The 16,587-nt window shown below is 60.2% G+C and carries 14 protein-coding genes; 3 read left to right on the top strand and 11 right to left on the bottom strand.

What is annotated here, in order from left to right:
* Window positions 1–5: 5 nt before the first annotated feature.
* From ACQKEN_RS18025 to tssA, 11 genes are all read right to left on the bottom strand, one after another.
* Window positions 6–437 carry a DcrB-related protein gene (locus tag ACQKEN_RS18025; RefSeq protein WP_205485870.1) on the bottom strand — a complete coding sequence of 144 codons (432 nt, stop codon included), beginning with the start codon at window positions 435–437 and terminating at the stop codon, window positions 6–8.
* 27 nt (window positions 438–464) lie between these two features.
* On the bottom strand, window positions 465–2,408 hold the full coding sequence (locus tag ACQKEN_RS18020) for a type VI secretion system tip protein VgrG (RefSeq protein WP_427687549.1): 1,944 nt from the start codon (window positions 2,406–2,408) through the stop codon (window positions 465–467).
* 130 nt (window positions 2,409–2,538) lie between these two features.
* Window positions 2,539–5,217, bottom strand: coding sequence for a type VI secretion system ATPase TssH (tssH, locus tag ACQKEN_RS18015; RefSeq protein WP_427687547.1), 2,679 nt, complete (start codon window positions 5,215–5,217; stop codon window positions 2,539–2,541).
* Window positions 5,210–6,289, bottom strand: a complete 1,080-nt coding sequence (gene tssG / locus ACQKEN_RS18010) for a type VI secretion system baseplate subunit TssG (RefSeq protein WP_427687545.1) — start codon at window positions 6,287–6,289, stop codon at window positions 5,210–5,212. The genes tssH and tssG overlap by 8 nt, the downstream gene beginning before the upstream one ends.
* Window positions 6,253–8,112 (bottom strand): type VI secretion system baseplate subunit TssF, encoded by a 1,860-nt coding sequence (gene tssF, locus ACQKEN_RS18005; protein ID WP_427687544.1) that lies wholly within the window; start codon window positions 8,110–8,112, stop codon window positions 6,253–6,255. Before tssF ends, tssG begins: the two co-directional genes overlap by 37 nt.
* Window positions 8,109–8,621: a type VI secretion system baseplate subunit TssE gene (gene tssE, locus ACQKEN_RS18000; protein WP_427687542.1), complete on the bottom strand. Its 513-nt coding sequence runs from the start codon at window positions 8,619–8,621 to the stop codon at window positions 8,109–8,111. The genes tssF and tssE overlap by 4 nt, the downstream gene beginning before the upstream one ends.
* Entirely contained in the window at window positions 8,618–9,049 is a 432-nt protein-coding gene (locus tag ACQKEN_RS17995; protein WP_240356820.1) for a hypothetical protein, read from the bottom strand. The genes tssE and ACQKEN_RS17995 overlap by 4 nt, the downstream gene beginning before the upstream one ends.
* Before the next feature lie 52 nt (window positions 9,050–9,101).
* On the bottom strand, window positions 9,102–9,590 hold the full coding sequence (locus tag ACQKEN_RS17990; protein WP_205485900.1) for an Hcp family type VI secretion system effector: 489 nt from the start codon (window positions 9,588–9,590) through the stop codon (window positions 9,102–9,104).
* A 126-nt stretch (window positions 9,591–9,716) separates the two neighbouring features.
* The gene (tssC, locus tag ACQKEN_RS17985) at window positions 9,717–11,210 is read right to left on the bottom strand and encodes a type VI secretion system contractile sheath large subunit (protein ID WP_205485909.1); all 1,494 of its coding nucleotides are present in this window, start codon (window positions 11,208–11,210) and stop codon (window positions 9,717–9,719) included.
* A gap of 15 nt (window positions 11,211–11,225) precedes the next feature.
* Window positions 11,226–11,741: a type VI secretion system contractile sheath small subunit gene (gene tssB / locus ACQKEN_RS17980; RefSeq protein ID WP_205485926.1), complete on the bottom strand. Its 516-nt coding sequence runs from the start codon at window positions 11,739–11,741 to the stop codon at window positions 11,226–11,228.
* A gap of 108 nt (window positions 11,742–11,849) precedes the next feature.
* Window positions 11,850–12,869 carry a type VI secretion system protein TssA gene (gene tssA / locus ACQKEN_RS17975; protein WP_427687538.1) on the bottom strand — a complete coding sequence of 340 codons (1,020 nt, stop codon included), beginning with the start codon at window positions 12,867–12,869 and terminating at the stop codon, window positions 11,850–11,852.
* 385 nt (window positions 12,870–13,254) lie between these two features.
* On the opposite strand from tssA, the gene tagH reads away from it, so the two are divergent.
* Genes tagH through tssK form a run of 3 tightly spaced genes read left to right on the top strand, consistent with a single transcriptional unit; the run spans window position 13,255 to window position 16,587 of the window.
* Entirely contained in the window at window positions 13,255–14,664 is a 1,410-nt protein-coding gene (gene tagH, locus ACQKEN_RS17970) for a type VI secretion system-associated FHA domain protein TagH (RefSeq protein ID WP_427687536.1), read from the top strand.
* A 57-nt stretch (window positions 14,665–14,721) separates the two neighbouring features.
* Window positions 14,722–15,237 (top strand): type VI secretion system lipoprotein TssJ, encoded by a 516-nt coding sequence (gene tssJ / locus ACQKEN_RS17965; protein WP_205485935.1) that lies wholly within the window; start codon window positions 14,722–14,724, stop codon window positions 15,235–15,237.
* A 15-nt stretch (window positions 15,238–15,252) separates the two neighbouring features.
* A complete protein-coding gene (gene tssK / locus ACQKEN_RS17960; protein WP_427687534.1) occupies window positions 15,253–16,587 on the top strand; it encodes a type VI secretion system baseplate subunit TssK in 1,335 nt (444 codons plus the stop codon).

Raw genomic sequence — 16,587 nt, 5'->3', positions numbered from 1 at the left:
GCTCATTAAATACCGTCGAACTGCAGTGACTGTTTGATCGTCGCCCAATGCCTTGCTTCGGGCTCGCCCAGCGGCTGCGCCTTTACATAGCTGAGGGCGAGCATCTTGCGCGTGCCGGGCAGCACCAACGCCAGCTGATACTGGAACACCATCTCCTCGCCTTTGCTGAACTGGCTGCGCAGCTCAAGCGCCTCGATGTCCTGCGCGGCGCCGACTCGAATGGCTAGCGCTGGCTGATAACGCAGCTCTTTTACCTGCTGTTCCAGGCGCTTGAGCTGGGCGTCGAAGTTGCTGTGCAGGGTTTCGTCTTGCGCCAGAAAACTGCGGCTGACGATCAGCGAAGTGCCCAGCGCGGGAAACTTGAGGATGTTGATCGAGGCGTCCTGCAACGCGCTATCCGGCAGGGCGAACTGGAATTCGTTGATGCGGTACTTCATAACGGCGATTTCTCTCGAATAAGGTGTTTACTGGCCGGATTTCGGCTCGGGGAACATGGCTTTGACGGCTGCGTCGATACTGCCTTTTTCGCCTTGGCCGTCAGGCGTGGCACCCGGCCCGCCGCCGATGTTCAGGTGCAGATGGCCGCCCGTGTTGATCTCGGCGCTGCCCTCGGTGTTGAAGTTGAACTGCACGCCAGTGAGGTTGATCTGCCCGCTGGCATTGAGCTCAAGCACGCTCTTGCCGCAGACCAGACGCAGGTTTTCGCCGACCTCGATCAGGTAGCTGCGGCTAATGCTGTCGGTCTTGCTCGAACCCACCAGCAAAACATCGTCGTGCTGCACGGCGCGCAGTCGGTCGAGCCCAATCGTCACCGTCTCGGTGTTGCCGATGCTCTTGTTCCGGTCGTGCCCCACCGAGTGGCTTTCGTCCACTTCGACGACGATGTCCTGATTACGCTCGGCGTGGATGTACAGCTGCTCACTCCCTCTTTTGTCCTCCATGCGGATTTCGTTGAAGTTCGCAGGCGTGCCGCCCTTGCTTGACCGGCTTTTCATCCCGCTTTGCGTGGCATTGGCGGGTAGGTCGTAAGGCACGGTTTGTTCTGCGTTGTAAACGCGGCCGGTGATGATCGGGCGGTCGGGGTCGCCCTCGAGGAAGCTGACAATGACTTCCTGACCGATGCGCGGGATTTGCACCGAGCCCCAGTTCTTCCCCGCCCAGGCTTGCGATACACGAATCCAGCACGAGCTGTTTTCGTTGGACTGGTCGTGACGGTCCCAGTAGAAATGCACCTTCACCCGGCCAAACTGGTCGGTCCAGATTTCTTCGCCGCTGGGGCCGACCACCCGTGCGGTCTGCGGCCCTTTGACGATGGGGCGCACGGTCTTGGGCAGTGGCCGGAAGCTCTGTTGCGCGCTGATGCACGACATCGCGCTTTCGTACTGCAGGCCTGCGCCGCTGGTGCCGGTTTCCAGACTTTCCTGGCTGATCATGTAGCTGGCGGCAACGATCAGGTATTCGCGGTTTTGGTCCGGGCGGCTGAAGCCGGTCATGCTGAAAAGATGCCCCGATCCCAGTCCGCGTGTATTGCCGCTGAACTCGACGCGTTCGTGCAGGCTTTGAATCGCCTCGATGCGCGTGCGGGCGTAGTGCTCGCCGTCCTCGCTTTGCACGTACGTGCCGGGGTAGTCATACAGCGGATAATCGCCTGCCGCATGAGGTCGTGGCATGGCCGAGCGCACATCGATGCGAGCGCCGGGGCGCTGGAAGTCGTAGTCATTAAGCTCCAGAGAGCCCGGCTGGACTTCCTGCGCCAGCCGCCAGTCATTGAGGTGATCGCGCTCGCGGTGCTGACCGTCCGGTGGGTAGTAGGGAACAGACTCATAGCCAGGCGCCGGTTGATGCGCGCCATAAGCGTCAGCCAGGACCAATACGTGACGGTCTTTTTCATGACGGAAGAAATAGTAAATTCCTTCCTGTTCCATCAAGCGGCTGACAAAGTCGAAGCTGGTTTCCCGGTACTGAACGCAGTATTCCCACTCGCGATAGGGGCGGCTGAGGGCGTCTTCAAAGTCGGAGAAGCCCAGGTCGCGGAACACCTGTTTGATGATCTGCGGAATGCTCTGGTGCTGGAAAATCTTGCAGTCAGAGGTGCGCGTCAGCAACCACAGCCAAGGCCGCAGCGTGACCTGATAACTGGCGAACTGACCGGCATCGACGTTCTGGCTGCACCGCGCAACCAGCCCGTGGAAATAGCGCTCGTTGCCGTCAATCAGCTGCAGCGACAGGCTCATGGGCTTGCCCAGCAACTGGTTCAGGTCAATGGCCGCGTCGTTCGATGTCAGCTGCAATTCGTAATCGAACAAACGCCCCAGCTCATCGCCGCCGCTCATGTGTTTGAGCAGCAAAACGTCGGGCCCCAGCGGGCTGCTGACTTGGGCGAGGCGTGTGAGTTGCGTGAATTGCATGGGTTATCTCAATGACTTTATGGCCGTTGTAGGAGCGCGCCTGCCCGCGAATGCGCTGGGTCAGCGGATGCATTCATCTCATACCGATCGCATTCGCGGGCAAGCGCGCTCCTACATGGGTTAATAACGCTCAACCGACATCGCTGAACTGATAACCCAGTTGCTGATCGCGAACACCGATTCGTACCGCCGCCATTGGCTTGCCGTCGAGCATGCGCGTGAGGAACTCACGGCTCATGTCCGGCAGCAGGGTGTTGGTCACAATGGTGTCGATCATCCGCCCGCCGCTTTCGGTTTCGGTGCAGCGAGAAACGATCAAATCGACCACAGCGTCGTCGTACTCAAAGGCCACATTGTGCGTGCTTTCCACGCGCTTCTTGATGCGCTCCAGTTGCAGGCGGGTGATGGCCTTGAGCATGGTGTCGCTGAGCGGGTAATACGGGATGGTCACCAAGCGTCCGAGCAGCGCCGGCGGGAAAATCTCCAGCAGAGGCTTGCGCAGTGCGGTGGCGATGTCGTCCGGGTTCGGCACGTTGAGTGGATCTTTGCACAGGCGTGAAATCAGCTCTGTGCCCGCGTTGGTCGTGAGCAGAATCAAGGTGTTCTTGAAGTCGATCACGCGGCCTTCGCCGTCTTCCATTACGCCTTTGTCGAAGACCTGGAAGAACATCTCGTGCACGTCCGGGTGCGCTTTTTCCACCTCGTCCAGCAGCACCACGCTATAGGGTTTGCGCCTTACTGCTTCGGTCAGCACGCCACCTTCGCCATAGCCGACATAGCCGGGCGGTGCACCCTTGAGGGTGGAAACGGTGTGCGCTTCCTGGAACTCGCTCATGTTGATGGTGATGACGTTCTGCTCACCGCCGTACATGGCTTCGGCGAGCGCCAGCGCGGTTTCGGTCTTGCCGACACCCGAGGTACCGGCCAGCATGAACACGCCGATCGGTTTGCTTGGGTTGTCCAGGCCTGCGCGCGAGGTCTGGATGCGCTTGGCGATCATTTGCAGCGCGTGGTCCTGACCGATGATGCGTTTGCTCAGGTGCTGGTCGAGCTTGAGCACGGTTTCCAGTTCATTGCGCGCCATGCGCCCAACGGGGATCCCGGTCCAGTCGGCAACCACCGAGGCGACGGCCTGGTAGTCCACGGTTGGCAATATGAGCGGGCTTTCGCCTTGCAGGGCACTGAGGCGTGTTTGCAGGTCAACCAGTTTTTCACGCAAGGCATCGCCCTGTTCAGAACCGGTATCACTGTCCACCACACCAGCGCCTTCTCGCAGTTCGGCGCGGGTGGCGAGGAGTTCGTCTACCAGCGTTTTCTCTTCGCTCCAGCGGCCTTCCAGTTCGGCAAGGCGCTCGCGCTCAGTGTTCAGCAACGTTTCGCTGTGGCTGCGTCGTGTCCCGGTGGCGATGCCAATGGCGTGTTCACGAGCAATGATTTGCAACTCGGTTTCCAGCGCTTCAATGCGCCGACGGCTGTCATCGACCTGCGCAGGCACGGCATGCAAGCTCACGGCAACCCGTGCGCAGGCGGTATCGAGCAGGCTGACGGATTTATCCGGCAACTGCCGCGCAGGAATGTAGCGATGGGACAGCTTGACCGACGCCTGCAGCGCTTCGTCCAGAATCTGCACCTTGTGATGCTGCTCCATGGTCGAGGCCACGCCGCGCATCATCAGCAATGCTTTGTCTTCAGAAGGTTCTGCGACTTGCACCACCTGGAAGCGGCGGGTCAGGGCCGGGTCTTTCTCGATGTGTTTCTTGTACTCAGCCCAGGTGGTAGCGGCCACGGTGCGCAGGGTGCCGCGAGCCAGCGCAGGCTTGAGCAGGTTGGCGGCGTCGCCGGTGCCTGCCGCGCCGCCAGCACCCACCAGCGTGTGGGCTTCGTCGATGAACAGGATGATCGGCTTGGGCGAGGCCTGAACGTCTTCAATGACCTGACGCAGGCGCTGTTCGAATTCACCTTTCATGCTCGCGCCGGCCTGCAGCAGGCCGACATCCAGGCTGCGCAGCTCAACGTCCTTGAGTGCGGGCGGCACGTCACCGGCCACGATGCGCAGCGCGAACCCTTCGACCACCGCTGTTTTACCTACGCCCGCTTCACCGGTGAGAATCGGGTTGTTCTGCCGACGGCGCATGAGGATGTCGACCATCTGCCGAATCTCATCGTCGCGGCCAACGATCGGGTCAAGCTTGCCGCTGCGGGCCTGCTCGGTCATGTCGACGGTGAAGCGTTTGAGCGCTTCCTGCTTGCCCATGGCGCTAGGGGCGATGGCACCACTGGCTTCGCCCGGTGTTGCACCTGCCATAAAACCATCGTTTGCACTCAGGGCGTTTTCCGGGGAGTCACCGACGTACTCGTCAAAGCGCTCGCTCAAGGTCTCGGCCTTGAGCTTGCCGAACTCGGCCGACAAGGCCAGCAGCGCATTGCGCAGGCTCGGGGTTTTGAGAATGCCCAGCAGCAGGTAGCCCGTGCGCACTTGGCTTTCGCCGAACATCAGGCTGCCATACACCCAGCCGCGTTCGACGGCCTCTTCGACATGCGAAGACAAGTCGGTGATCGACGTCGAGCCACGCGGGAGTCGGTCCAGCGCTTCAGTCAGGTCGCGGGCCAGGCGCGCGGGCTCGACGTTGAACTGACGGATGATCCGGTGCAGGTCCGAGTCCTGCAATTGCAGCAACTGATGAAACCAGTGCGCCAGCTCTACATACGGGTTGCCCCGCAGCTTGCAGAACACGGTTGCGGCTTCGATGGCCTTGTAGCCGACGCTGTTCAGTTTGCCAAAAAGCGCTGCCCGACTGATTTCACCCATGTGCTGTGCTTCCTGCGTAAGAGTCTGAAGAGTGGGCCGACAGCGGCTGCGCGCAGCGCGTCAGGTCGGCGTAATGGCGGGCCAGAATCAGGTCCCGTGGGTCTCGTGCTGGCTGGCCCAGCCACGTGTTGAAACCCAGGCGAAACTGGCCGTTGAGTTGCAATTTGGGCACTTGGGGTTGTTCAAGAATGAGGTTCAGGTCCCAGTCCAGTTCATGCCCCAGGTATTCCGCAACCCAGGCGACCAAGTGTTTAAACGGTTCGCCATCGGGCAACATGCCCATGTATTGATCGAGCTTGAGCGGACCGACGCGGATACGGAATTTGTGTTGGCGGTCCCACACGTGGCTGCCCAGACAAAAATCGACACCCAACTGATTGGCGCTGACGGAGACGCGGCTGCGTTCGGGCAGCTCCAGCCATTGGCCCACATACTCCTCGATCTCCACCGGTAGACCAAAGTACGACTCAAGAATGGCTTTCAAGCCGTCGGGGTAGCGAGTCTGAGCCGCCAGATGCCCGCTGAAGTGCAGCTTGGCCGTATCAGGGATAAGCCCTTTGCGCAGCAGGCTCGGCATGCCGCGACCACTGAGCGCCGCCAGTCGCGCCAACCAGTAATCGTCGTCTGGCCGGTCGTGGCTAACGGTTGGCCTGGCTTCGGCCCACGCTCGGTAAAACAAACTCAGCAAGCGGTGATGGAACACGTCCAGAAAACGTTTGCTGGTGCTGTCAGCGTTATTGCGCTGACGATCGCGCACATACTCGGTCAGGTGCAGCGGCAGCGGACCGTTTGGCCCACCAAGGCCAAAGAAAAACTGCTCCAGGCGCGCGGCCTTGCCGTCTTCGGCAGGCGTCAGCGCCGCCAGTGTCGAGGGTGCAAACGCACACTCGGGCTGCTGTCCCAGCCGCAAAGGGTCATCGGCCAGTCGCACAGAATGGCCAAAGCGTGGCAGGTGCGGTGACTCACACTCGATCCGCCGCATTGCCTGGAAGAAGTCGTACTTCCACGGCGCATCGTGCATGTCCGTGAGCGTACTCACAGGGTCGGACGACGGCCGGGATTGGCTTTCCATCGCATGATCTCGCCGCGTTCGCTGGTACGAATCACGGTCTCGGTAAAGCTGTTGATGGACACATAGCGCGCCAGAAAGCGCTCAAAAACGGCGCCTAGGACAAACACGCCGGTGCCGCGGAAGGCGTTCTCGTCGAACTCCAGCGTGATCTCAAGACCACGCCCGAACACAATCGGCCCAGGCATCGGCAGACGGCGTGTGCAGGCTTTGCTGCGTACCTCGCGCAGGCCTTCTATCTGTAATTGCAGGGCGCTGTCGTTGCTGTCGCCGTACAGCCGCAGCAGTTCGCGCAGGGCTGCTGCGCCTTGGCCTTCTTCACTGAGCGACAGGTAGTTAAGCGACAACTGACTGATCAGGCGCCAGGCTTTCTGGTCGTGGGCATGGCTGGCACGCGGACGACTGGGTCCGGCCAGGCAGCGAATCGACGTCACCGGGGCGCTGTCGGCCAGCGTGAAGTCGGTCATGCCACCGCCCACGTTCATGAACAGCGGCAGGTCGCGGTTGGTGCACAAGGCTGTCACGCCGAGCTGGCGCAGGTCATGGCGATACGGCGCTTGCTGGGGGTCCACCAGGCTCACAAATGTTTCACTGCCGACGTAGTTGGAGCGCGTCCCATTGCGCCGCTGCTCGCTGGACAACACGCGCGGCTCGCGGCGCAGGGTGTAATAGGCCTGGTTGCGGCCATAGCGTGACGGGTCACGCACCGCGTAAAACGGCAGAAACGGTTGCTCGGGTCCCGTGCCGTGGCCGGTGATACTGGTCAACGAATGAATCTCGAAATCCATCGGCCTGGTGCGGTCGGCAATCACATGGTGCTCGCTGACCCGGTCTGACAAGTGAATCCGGTCGACTCGGCGTGAAAACAGGTTGATTGCAGGCGTGCAGAACGGCACAAATTGCTGCGGGCCAACGCTGCCTTCCAGACTTTGATCGAGGCGATCAAACAGCACGATCAACTCCAGCTCCTGGCCCGTGCAGCGTTGGACGGCGCGCCCCAGATGCGTGAAATCAACGAACAGGTAGCGCTGGGGCAGTGCGAAATATTCCTGCAGCAACCGATAGCCTTGAAACGCCTGCGCCACGACAGGCATGGCTGCTTCACGGTCATCGAAACCGCACGACTTAATAGCCTCGCCTGGCAGGCGTTCGACCCAGTCGGCACCGGGCTGGCGGGCATACACGGCGCAGGCATTGCCCAGTAACTGCTCGTAGAGGCGAAACGGCTGCTCATCGGCGCCGTTCAAGTACAGCGGCAGGTTTTCCAGGGTCAGGCTGTTGAACGGCGTTTCGGCGCCGCTGCGCAGGACAATGCGCAACCCGGCCTTGGCCTTGGGTTCGGCCGCCGCCAAGCGGCCCAATACGGTTGCGGGGTTGCCGAAGTATTCAGCCTGGCTGACTTTCAGCGGCCACAGGGTGACGTTGTGGGCACTGCGGTATTCGCATGGCGTCTGCGAGTCGCGACCCAGTGTGGCGCGCAGGACACTGCCACGTGGCAAGTTGAAGCCGCTGTTGAGCGAGCCCTCATCGGGATCGATCTGCATCTGCACCACGGTCATCGACGGCGTGGGCGCCAGGTAGTGCGGGTAGGCGATTTCCAGCAGGTTGTGCGTGAAGGTCGGGTACTCGGCGTCCAGCTTGAGCTGCACGCGGGCGGTCAGGTACGCAAAGCCTTCCAGGAGGCGCTCGACATAAGGGTCGGCGCAGTCGATACCTGACAGCGTCAGGCGCCCGGCAATCTTGGGGTATTCCTTGGCAAACTCTGCCGCGCTTTCGCGCACGTGTTGCAGTTCCTGGTTGTAGAGTTCCAGCAGGCGCGGATTCATGTGCGCCTCCGTTGCTGGGCAGGCACGACCTGAACATGCCCTGATTCCAGGTCCAGATCAGTGCGCAGTAACAGGGGCAAGGCCACAGGCTGGGCCCACAGATCGCCTTCAATCTCGAAGCTCAGCGCGTTGTGGTTCATTTGATCCGGCAAGGTCTGTGCTCGTACACGCAAGGTATTGCGCAAAATGCGCGGTTCATAAGTGGCAATGGCTTGGTAGATCAGGCCTTCCAGAACGCTCACGTCGATGCTCGACGCGGTGTTACCCGCCAGCGCAGGCAGGCCGTAATTGATCACTGACGTGCCCGCGGGCGTATTCAGTGTGGTGTCAGCGTCCAGCAATGACGTGCTGTTGAGCAGCCAGGTCAGATCACGCATGACCGACGCTTTCAGCTGGCTCAGCGACAAAACGCGCTTGTCGGTGCCTTCCTGAAGGTTGCCGGGCTCATCGTCCGTCAGCCGGTCGAGCAGCGAAGGTTGCAGGCGCTCGCGCAGGGTCAGGTCGTTCACCAGTCGAAATCCCAGATCAGAGCTTTCTGATCCCAATAGCCGGGTCCGCACGCAGCGATTTGACTCACGGGCGCAACTTCCACCCTGCCCTTGAAATAACGAATGGCTTGCAGATCTGTCGCACAGTCCTTGCTGGGTGGAGGTAGGTGCTCGCTACGTTCTACCATCAGCACTTGCGCTTGGCGGTAGGATTCCACTCGCACGTTTTTCTGTCGGTCTTCGCTGAATCGGCAGGGCCATATCATATCCAGCGCAATGGATTGCGCGGCGGAAAGGCTCAGAGCACAACGCCCGTTGTCGTTAATCAAACTCACGTTTTTTCCAGCGAAGCTCGCGTGAACAAGGCCTGGGCTGTCAGAGGGCGCGGGATCGGCGCAGGCTGCAATGCTGAATATGCCCAAGGCAAACAACGCACTCTTTTTCATCATGGCAGTTCCCAGAACCTTGCCCCGCCATCCCTGGCAGGGCGCGTGCGTCATATCAGCGTTTGGTGTTCGAACGGATGTTCCAGCCAAACTTGATCGGGCCGCCTTGTTTGGAACCGTCAGCTTTCTGCTCTTGGTACTCGACCATGACCTGAGCGAAGTTCAGGGTCACGTTCTCGGTCAGACGGTCGTCCGAGCCTGAGCCGCCGGTGTGCAGGGAGGTGATCAGCACTTCTTCCAGGTCGATTTTCATGTACTCGACCTGGCTTTCACCGCCGGCCTTGCGCACCACCAAAGTGACCTTGTCGACGTGCTTGCCGCTGGCGCAGTGCATCATCAGGTTTGGCGAGGATTTATCGACATACTTGGTGATGGTCAGGTCTTGAATATTGACCTTGCCAGCACCACCGCCACCGCCGACGTGCATGTTGCCGGACTGGGACATGCCCCAGCTCCAGTTCAACACATCGATTTCTTCCTTGTGGGCTTTGTCCATGGACTCGCCCTTGATGTCGCCGATCTTGATGAAGATATCAACAGCCATGTTTTCTCCTGAAGTGGCGGCTGCCACTGTTTGGGGTGCCGGGCTGCCTCGTCGTCGAGATCAGCCCGTTGAGCAAAGTGGATCTTTATGAGCGCGAGCCAGTCAGTGCCCACGATGAAAAGGTGATCAGGCGCCTTTAGCGGACGGCAGCTTGGAGACCAAACGCAACGACACCGTCAGGCCTTCAAGCTGATAGTGCGGCTTCAGGTAAAACTTCGACGTGTAATAACCCGGGTTACCTTCAACGTCCTCAACTACCACTTCCGCGGACGCCAGCGGGTGCTGGGCTTTGGTGGTTTCGGTGGAGTGCGCAGGGTCACCGTCGACGTAGTTCAGAATCCAGTCTTGCAGCCAGCGCTGCATTTCATCGCGGCCTTTGAACGAGCCGACTTTGTCCCGCACGATGCACTTGAGGTAGTGAGCGAAGCGGCAGGTGGCGAACAGGTACGGCAGGCGAGCGGCCAGATTGGCGTTGGCGGTGGCGTCCGGGTCGTCGTATTCGGCCGGCTTCTGCAACGACTGAGCACCGATGAATGCGGCAAAGTCTGTGTTCTTCTTGTGCAGCAGCGGCATGAAACCGTTTTTGGCCAGTTCCGCTTCGCGACGATCCGAGATCGCGATTTCGGTCGGGCACTTCATGTCCACGCCGCCGTCGTCGGTCGGGAAACTGTGCGCGGGCAGGTTCTCAACTTCGCCGCCGGACTCCACGCCACGAATCCGCGAGCACCAGCCATAGTGTTTGAACGAGCGGTTGATGTTGACGGCCATCGCATAGGCTGCGTTGGCCCAGGTGTACTTGGCGCTGTCGGCGCCGTCGGTGTCTTCTTCGAAGGCGAAGGCCTCAACCGGATCGGTCTTGGCGCCATAAGGCAGACGGGCCAGGAAGCGCGGCATGGTCAGGCCGATGTAACGCGAATCCTCGGACTCACGCAGCGAGCGCCAGCCTGCGTATTCAGGCGTCGTGAAAATCTTGGTGAGGTCACGCGGATTGGACAGCTCCTGCCACGAGCTCATGCCCATCACGGTCGGCGAGGCCGCAGCAATGAACGGCGCGTGCATGGCTGCGCACGTCTTGGACAGCTCGCCCAGCAGTTCCACGTCCTGTGGCGACTGGTCGAAGTAGTAGTCGCCTACCAGACAGCCGTAAGGTTCGCCACCAAACTGTCCGTACTCTTCCTCGTACATCTTTTTGAACAGCGGGCTTTGATCCCACGCCGTGCCCTTGAATTTCTTCAGGGTCTTGTGCAGCTCCGGCTTGGCGATGTTCAGCACGCGGATTTTCAGCTGCTCATCGCTTTCAGTGTTGTTGACCAGGTAGTGCAAGCCACGCCAAGCGCTTTCCAACTGCTGGAATTCGGGGTGGTGAATGACCTGATTGACCTGAGCGGTGAGCTTGGCGTCGATGGCGGCGATGATCGCTTCGATCGAGGTGATGGCGTCGTCGGAGACCAGATCGGTCTGTGCCAAGGCCTGCTCAGCCAAAGTGCGAACAGCCGTCTCGACGGCTTCGCGCGCACGGTCGGTCTTGGGTTTAAACTCTTGCAGCAGCAGCGAGGCGAACTCGTTGGCTTCTTCGGTACGGCCTGACTGGGCCTGATTATCACGCAGTGATTCGGTCATGATCGTTCGTCCTGATTAGGCTTTCGGCTCGGAGTCCTGGGGTTTTGGCGCACTGGCCAACGCCTTGAGCAGGGCCGGATCCTTGATCGCTTTCATGATGATTTCTTCTGCGCCGGTCTTGCCATCCATGTAGGTCAGCAAGTTGGCCAACTGAGTGCGCGCTTCGAGCAACTGCCTGAGCGAGTCGACCTTGCGCGCCACGGCGGCAGGGCTAAAGTCGTCCATGCTTTCGAAGGTGATGTCCAGGCTCAGATTGCCTTCGCCGGTCAGCTCGTTGGGCACGTGAAACGCGACTCGCGGTTGCATCGCCTTGAGGCGTGAGTCGAAATTGTCGACGTCGATTTCCAGAAACTTACGGTCCGCTACAGCGGCCAAAGGCTCGGCAGGCTTGCCGGCAAGATCCGCCATGACACCCATCACGAAAGGCAGCTGGACCTTTTTCTCTGCGCCGTACAGCTCAACGTCGTATTCGATCTGAACCCGCGGTGCGCGGTTGCGCGCAATGAATTTCTGAGAACTGGTGTTCGCCACGTTGCTCCTCCTGGTCGCTGCTGCGACGTAATTGGCGTCATCGGTATTGGCCGGTAACGGGGTTGCGGGGTCCTGGCCGGGGCGGGCTCGCGATGCAGGCGAGCAGCGTTACTCGGCGTCGGGCCCTCGCAGGTTTTCGAACTGGGACATACCGTCGGGAATCAGGTTGCGCACGATCGCTTCAAAGTCAGCGTTGACCAGCTGTTTGGCGCGGCCAAGCAACATCGGCAAGGGGCTTGAAGGCTCATGACGTGCGTAGTAGGCAAGGATGCGATCAAGGCTGCGCACGACATCGTCGCGGTTACCGATCTCTGCATTGCCCCGCGCAGCGACGGGGGCTGCTGCCGTTTGGGCCTCAGGCTGAGCGTCGATAGTCTCTGGGGAAGGTGAGTGGCCTTCAGCAAAGGCCGGTGCGTATTCACTCAGAATATGCAACGCCTGTTTAAGCGGCTGCTTGAGGGGGGAAAGATCCACGCCTTGTGCCGAGCCCACTTGTTGCGAGACGTACTGTTCGATGGCATCTGCAGCGTCGTGAGCTTCCTGCAACGCTGCGCGAAGGGCGCTCAGTTGCTCGGGGTCACTGTCACGCAGCGCGCCGGCCAGCTCTTCGGGTTTGAGGTGCTCGTCACTGAAGGTCTGCAAACCACTGGCATTCAGGGCTGCGCGCAGTCTGATCGAACCGAAGGTGCGTGAACGGACCAGCAGGCTCTCGCGCAGCAACCGAACGTTGGCTTCGCAAGCGATACCCGCCAGCGCATTGATGCGCACGGTGGGATCGTTATCGTCTTGGGCGTCGAGTTGCGGATGCAGGGTGGCCCAGTATTGGCCGAGCAGATCATTGATCAGGGTCAGTACGTTGGCCAGCCCGGCAAAGCCGTCCAGGGCCAAAGCGCTCTGTAGCAGGAAATGAGTGACGCGAAGGTCTTTGCTGCGCTGAAGAAGGGTGGTGCTGGACTGTTCGATCAGTCGCCAGTTCGGCGGCTCTGCCTGTTGCACGGCGTCGCCCATGGAGCGCTCAGGCTTCCCTTGAGCGTCGCGTTCCAATTGCAGGAAATCAGCGTCGTATTCCAGGTCCTCGCCACAGGGAGAGTCCGCAGACACAGCGGCGAGCAACAACGGAACATCCACCAAAATCGATCTCCTTATCGGTCGCATGCACATCAGAGCAATAAAAATTTTAATTAGAGCAAGGGGGGAGCAAATGCGGCGTTGTAAAACCAGTGATGCCACATAGGCATCATCTGTCTTTAAACGGATGTCATTTTTGGTGTGGAACTTACCCTTTGTCAAGGTAAGCTATACGACCTTTGGATCGTATGTGATACAGACCGCAGGATGGATGAACGCAAGGTCGACCTGTGGACGACTGTCATTCAACTGTGTCTAAAATTGCGAAAAAGCCAGAAACTGGTCTTTATTTCACTTTTATTGAGCGTCTTCTCACAATATTCGGTCCTGGGTCTTAGGGAGCTGGGCCTCGAACCGTGGTCCGAAGTGTAAGCAAGGAGGCGCAGTGTTGCTCTGTCTGACTATTACCAGCTATCACAAAATAACCCCCGGACAACTCCCCGAGAAGTCGATGGACAAAGGGGTCATTTCGATTGGCCGTAGTCTGGAAAACGACTGGGTACTGCCTGACCCTGAGCGCTTGGTGTCTGCCAAACATTGCGTTATTCAGTTCAAAGACGGTCGGTACTATTTGACCGACCACAGCACTAATGGTGTCGAGTTGGTCAAGGCCGGTATTCGACTGCGTCGCGGCAATAGCGAATGGCTTGAAGACGGCGAAGTTATCCGTATCGGCGACTACGAAATTGGCGCGCGTATTGATGCTGATTTGACGCTGGCCGACTCCAACCCCTTCGGCCTTGAGGCCTCCAGCAGCTTTGACGCGCTGATGGGGCGCCAGAACAGCCCAGCCCCCATCAGCAACGCCCCCCCTGCTGCGGCCCACTTTAAAGGCGGTGCTGCGCAGGACACGTTTCCCGATCTGTTCGATTTTCTGACCCCGGCCAGTGTTCCACCTGCGACCCAATCGGATCACGTCCCGGTCGAGCGTCATGATTTTCGCCCCCCTATCCCTCAGGCACCTAGTGCGCCCCTTATCACGCCCGCGTCGGCGTCGAGTGTCATCCCTGAGGATTGGGACTTATTGTCCGACGTCGCCGCGCAGCCGCAGCCGCAGCCGAAGCCGCAGCTACCGCCGTTGGCCGTTGCGCCTGTGGTGCCGGTCGTGCCTGTTGACGTGCCCCCGGTGTTCACCGTTGAACCAGATCCGGTGCAGTTGCCTGCTGTCGAGCGCGTTGAGCCCTTGGTGCCGCCCGCGATCGGCGGTGGTGCAGACCTTCTTCGCGCTTTTTTGCGCGGGGCAGGGCTCGACCAGTTGCGCATCGACCCGGCGCAAGCCCAGGCCCAGATGGAGTCGATCGGTCGCAGCTATCGGTTGATGGTGGAAGGCTTGATCGATGTGTTGCGTGCCCGCAGCAGCCTTAAAGGCGAGTTCCGGATGCAGCAGACCATGATCAGCCCGGTGGAAAACAACCCGCTCAAGTTTGCGCCGAATGTTGATGAGGCACTGCTGTTGCTGCTGCGCCACGGCAATCATGCGTTTATGTCGCCGGACCTCGCCATTGCTGACAGCTTTGATGATCTGCGTGCGCACCAGTTGGCGGTGATGGCAGGTGTGGAGGCGGCGATCAACGCGCTGCTCAAACGTTTCGAACCCTCCCAGCTTGAGGCGCGTATGGGCAAGCCCGGCGCCCTGTCGAACCTGTTCGGTTCGCGTCACGCGCAGAATTGGCAGCAGTTCACCGAACTGTATGCGCAGATCTCCCGCGAAGCAGAAGAAGACTTTCAAGACCTGTTCGGACGTGAGTTCAGCCGCGCCTACGAAGAGCACAGCACCCGACAGCGGCGATCCTGAAGCGCAGCGGCACCCGGAAAAAACGGAAATACAGTCAGCACGTCATGAGGACGCAGGATGTTTGGAAAAGTGGTAATGGCAGCGTCCATCGCGTTGTTGTTGGCAGGTTGCGCCAAAAACGGGCAGACGCCACCGTCCGCCGACGCGCCTGAGAAGGCAGCGGATGCGGCAACCGTCGAGCTGCACTTCAACGCCGTCGCTGGACTCAATCCTGGCGCCAACGGCCAGCCGGCGCCTGTGCGCGTGCGTATCTTTGAATTGAAAAACACGGCCAGTTTCTTGCGCGCCGATTATTTCGCGTTGGCCGAGCGTGCCCAGGCAACGCTGGGTGCCGACCTGATTGATCAGGACGAAGTGCTGGTCCAGCCGGGGCAGCAGCTGACCCTTTCTCGCGACCTCAACAGCACCACGCGCCAGATCGGACTGGTGGTCGGCTACCGCGAGATCGATCAGGCCCAGTGGCGCACGGTTGTCACTGTCGCACCACGCAAGGTCGGTGCGTTTCAGATCGGTCTTGATGCCCGCGCTGTGACCAGCGCTCCGGCCGCCACCCCAACTCGTCCCGCCCAATAGGCAATCGGAGAACCCATGTCCTGGAACAATCGTGTGGTCTGGTCGGAAGGCATGTTCATTGGAACACAGCATTTTCAGCAGCATGACCGCTATCTGGAGAACCTCATTGATGCGCGCAGCCGTCCGCTGTCGGCCGGGGCCTGGGGGCTTTCCGAGCTGTTGCTGGACCAGGGACTTTTGGCACAGGGCAAGTTGGCGATTGTCTCGGCGCGCGGCTTGTTGCCCGATGGTACCCCGTTCAACATTCCCCACGATGACCTGGCGCCCAGCCCCCTGAACATCGACGACAACCTGCGTGATGGTCTGGTTTATCTGGCGTTGCCGCTCAAGCGCGCTGGCCAGCGTGACACGGTTGATGAAGGCGAAGCACTGGCGGGTGCGCGCTTTGTCAGCCAGGTGCGCGAAGTGCGCGACGACAATGCGCCGTTTGAAAATCGCGCGCCGGTAGCGGTTGGTGCGAGGGCCTTGCGTCTGGTCACTGAGCGTGACGGCTTGAGCGACTATGCAGCGATCGGCCTGGCGCTGGTAAAAGAAAAACGAGCTGACCGGGCGTTGGTCCTTGATGAGGCCTACATCCCGCCCGTGCTTGACGTCGCGGCGTCCAGGTTGCTCGCGGCTTTTCTGGGTGAGTTGTGTGGCCTCCTCCATCAGCGCGGTGAAGCGCTTGCCGGCCGGGTGGTCGCATCGGGTGCCGGTGGCGCTTCGGAAATTGCGGACTTCTTGCTGCTGCAGCTGGTCAATCGCGCGCAGCCGTTGATCAATCACCTGAGCCAACTGACACCGCTGCACCCTGAGCGCTTATACAGCGAGCTGGTGAGCCTGGCGGGCGACTTTGCAACCTTTTCCAATGCAGGGCGTCGCCCGCAAGCCTTTGTCCGCTACCAGCATGATGACCTGGCCCTAAGTTTTGCGCCGGTGATGCTGGCATTGCGTGAGGCACTGTCGATGTTGATCGACAGCAAGGCCACACCGATTCCGATCGTTGAAAAAGCCTACGGCATTCATGTGGCCATGCTCGCCGACCGTAACCTGATCGACAGCGCCAGCTTCATCCTGGTGGTGCGGGCCGACATGCCCAGCGAAGCGTTGCGCGGGCGTTTCGGCCAGCAGAGCAAAGTTGGCTCGGTGGAGCACATCCGCGACATGGTCAATTTGCAGTTGCCAGGCATTGGTCTTCTGCCTCTGCCGGTGGCGCCACGGCAGATTCCGTTCCACGCGGGGTCCACGTATTACGAACTCGACCGGGGCAGCGAGCACTGGAAAGAGCTGATGAATTCGGGTGGTTTCGCGTTCCATGTGGCCGGTGAATTCCCGGGCCTGAACCTGGCTTTTTGGGCGATCCGAGGATAA

The organism is Pseudomonas sp. NPDC078416, from assembly GCF_050268485.1.
In the GTDB taxonomy this organism is placed as follows: domain Bacteria; phylum Pseudomonadota; class Gammaproteobacteria; order Pseudomonadales; family Pseudomonadaceae; genus Aquipseudomonas.
Note: the sequence above shows the minus strand (reverse complement) of the source record. Positions and strands in the feature narration are given on the sequence as shown.

Coding starts and splice junctions, on each gene's coding strand:
- ACQKEN_RS18025 (WP_205485870.1), bottom strand. CDS start 437: ATGAAGTACCGCATCAACGAATTCCAGTTCGCCCTGCCGGATAGCGCG.
- ACQKEN_RS18020 (WP_427687549.1), bottom strand. CDS start 2,408: ATGCAATTCACGCAACTCACACGCCTCGCCCAAGTCAGCAGCCCGCTG.
- tssH (WP_427687547.1), bottom strand. CDS start 5,217: ATGGGTGAAATCAGTCGGGCAGCGCTTTTTGGCAAACTGAACAGCGTC.
- tssG (WP_427687545.1), bottom strand. CDS start 6,289: ATGGAAAGCCAATCCCGGCCGTCGTCCGACCCTGTGAGTACGCTCACG.
- tssF (WP_427687544.1), bottom strand. CDS start 8,112: ATGAATCCGCGCCTGCTGGAACTCTACAACCAGGAACTGCAACACGTG.
- ACQKEN_RS17995 (WP_240356820.1), bottom strand. CDS start 9,049: ATGATGAAAAAGAGTGCGTTGTTTGCCTTGGGCATATTCAGCATTGCA.
- ACQKEN_RS17990 (WP_205485900.1), bottom strand. CDS start 9,590: ATGGCTGTTGATATCTTCATCAAGATCGGCGACATCAAGGGCGAGTCC.
- tssC (WP_205485909.1), bottom strand. CDS start 11,210: ATGACCGAATCACTGCGTGATAATCAGGCCCAGTCAGGCCGTACCGAA.
- tssJ (WP_205485935.1), top strand. CDS start 14,722: ATGTTTGGAAAAGTGGTAATGGCAGCGTCCATCGCGTTGTTGTTGGCA.
- tssK (WP_427687534.1), top strand. CDS start 15,253: ATGTCCTGGAACAATCGTGTGGTCTGGTCGGAAGGCATGTTCATTGGA.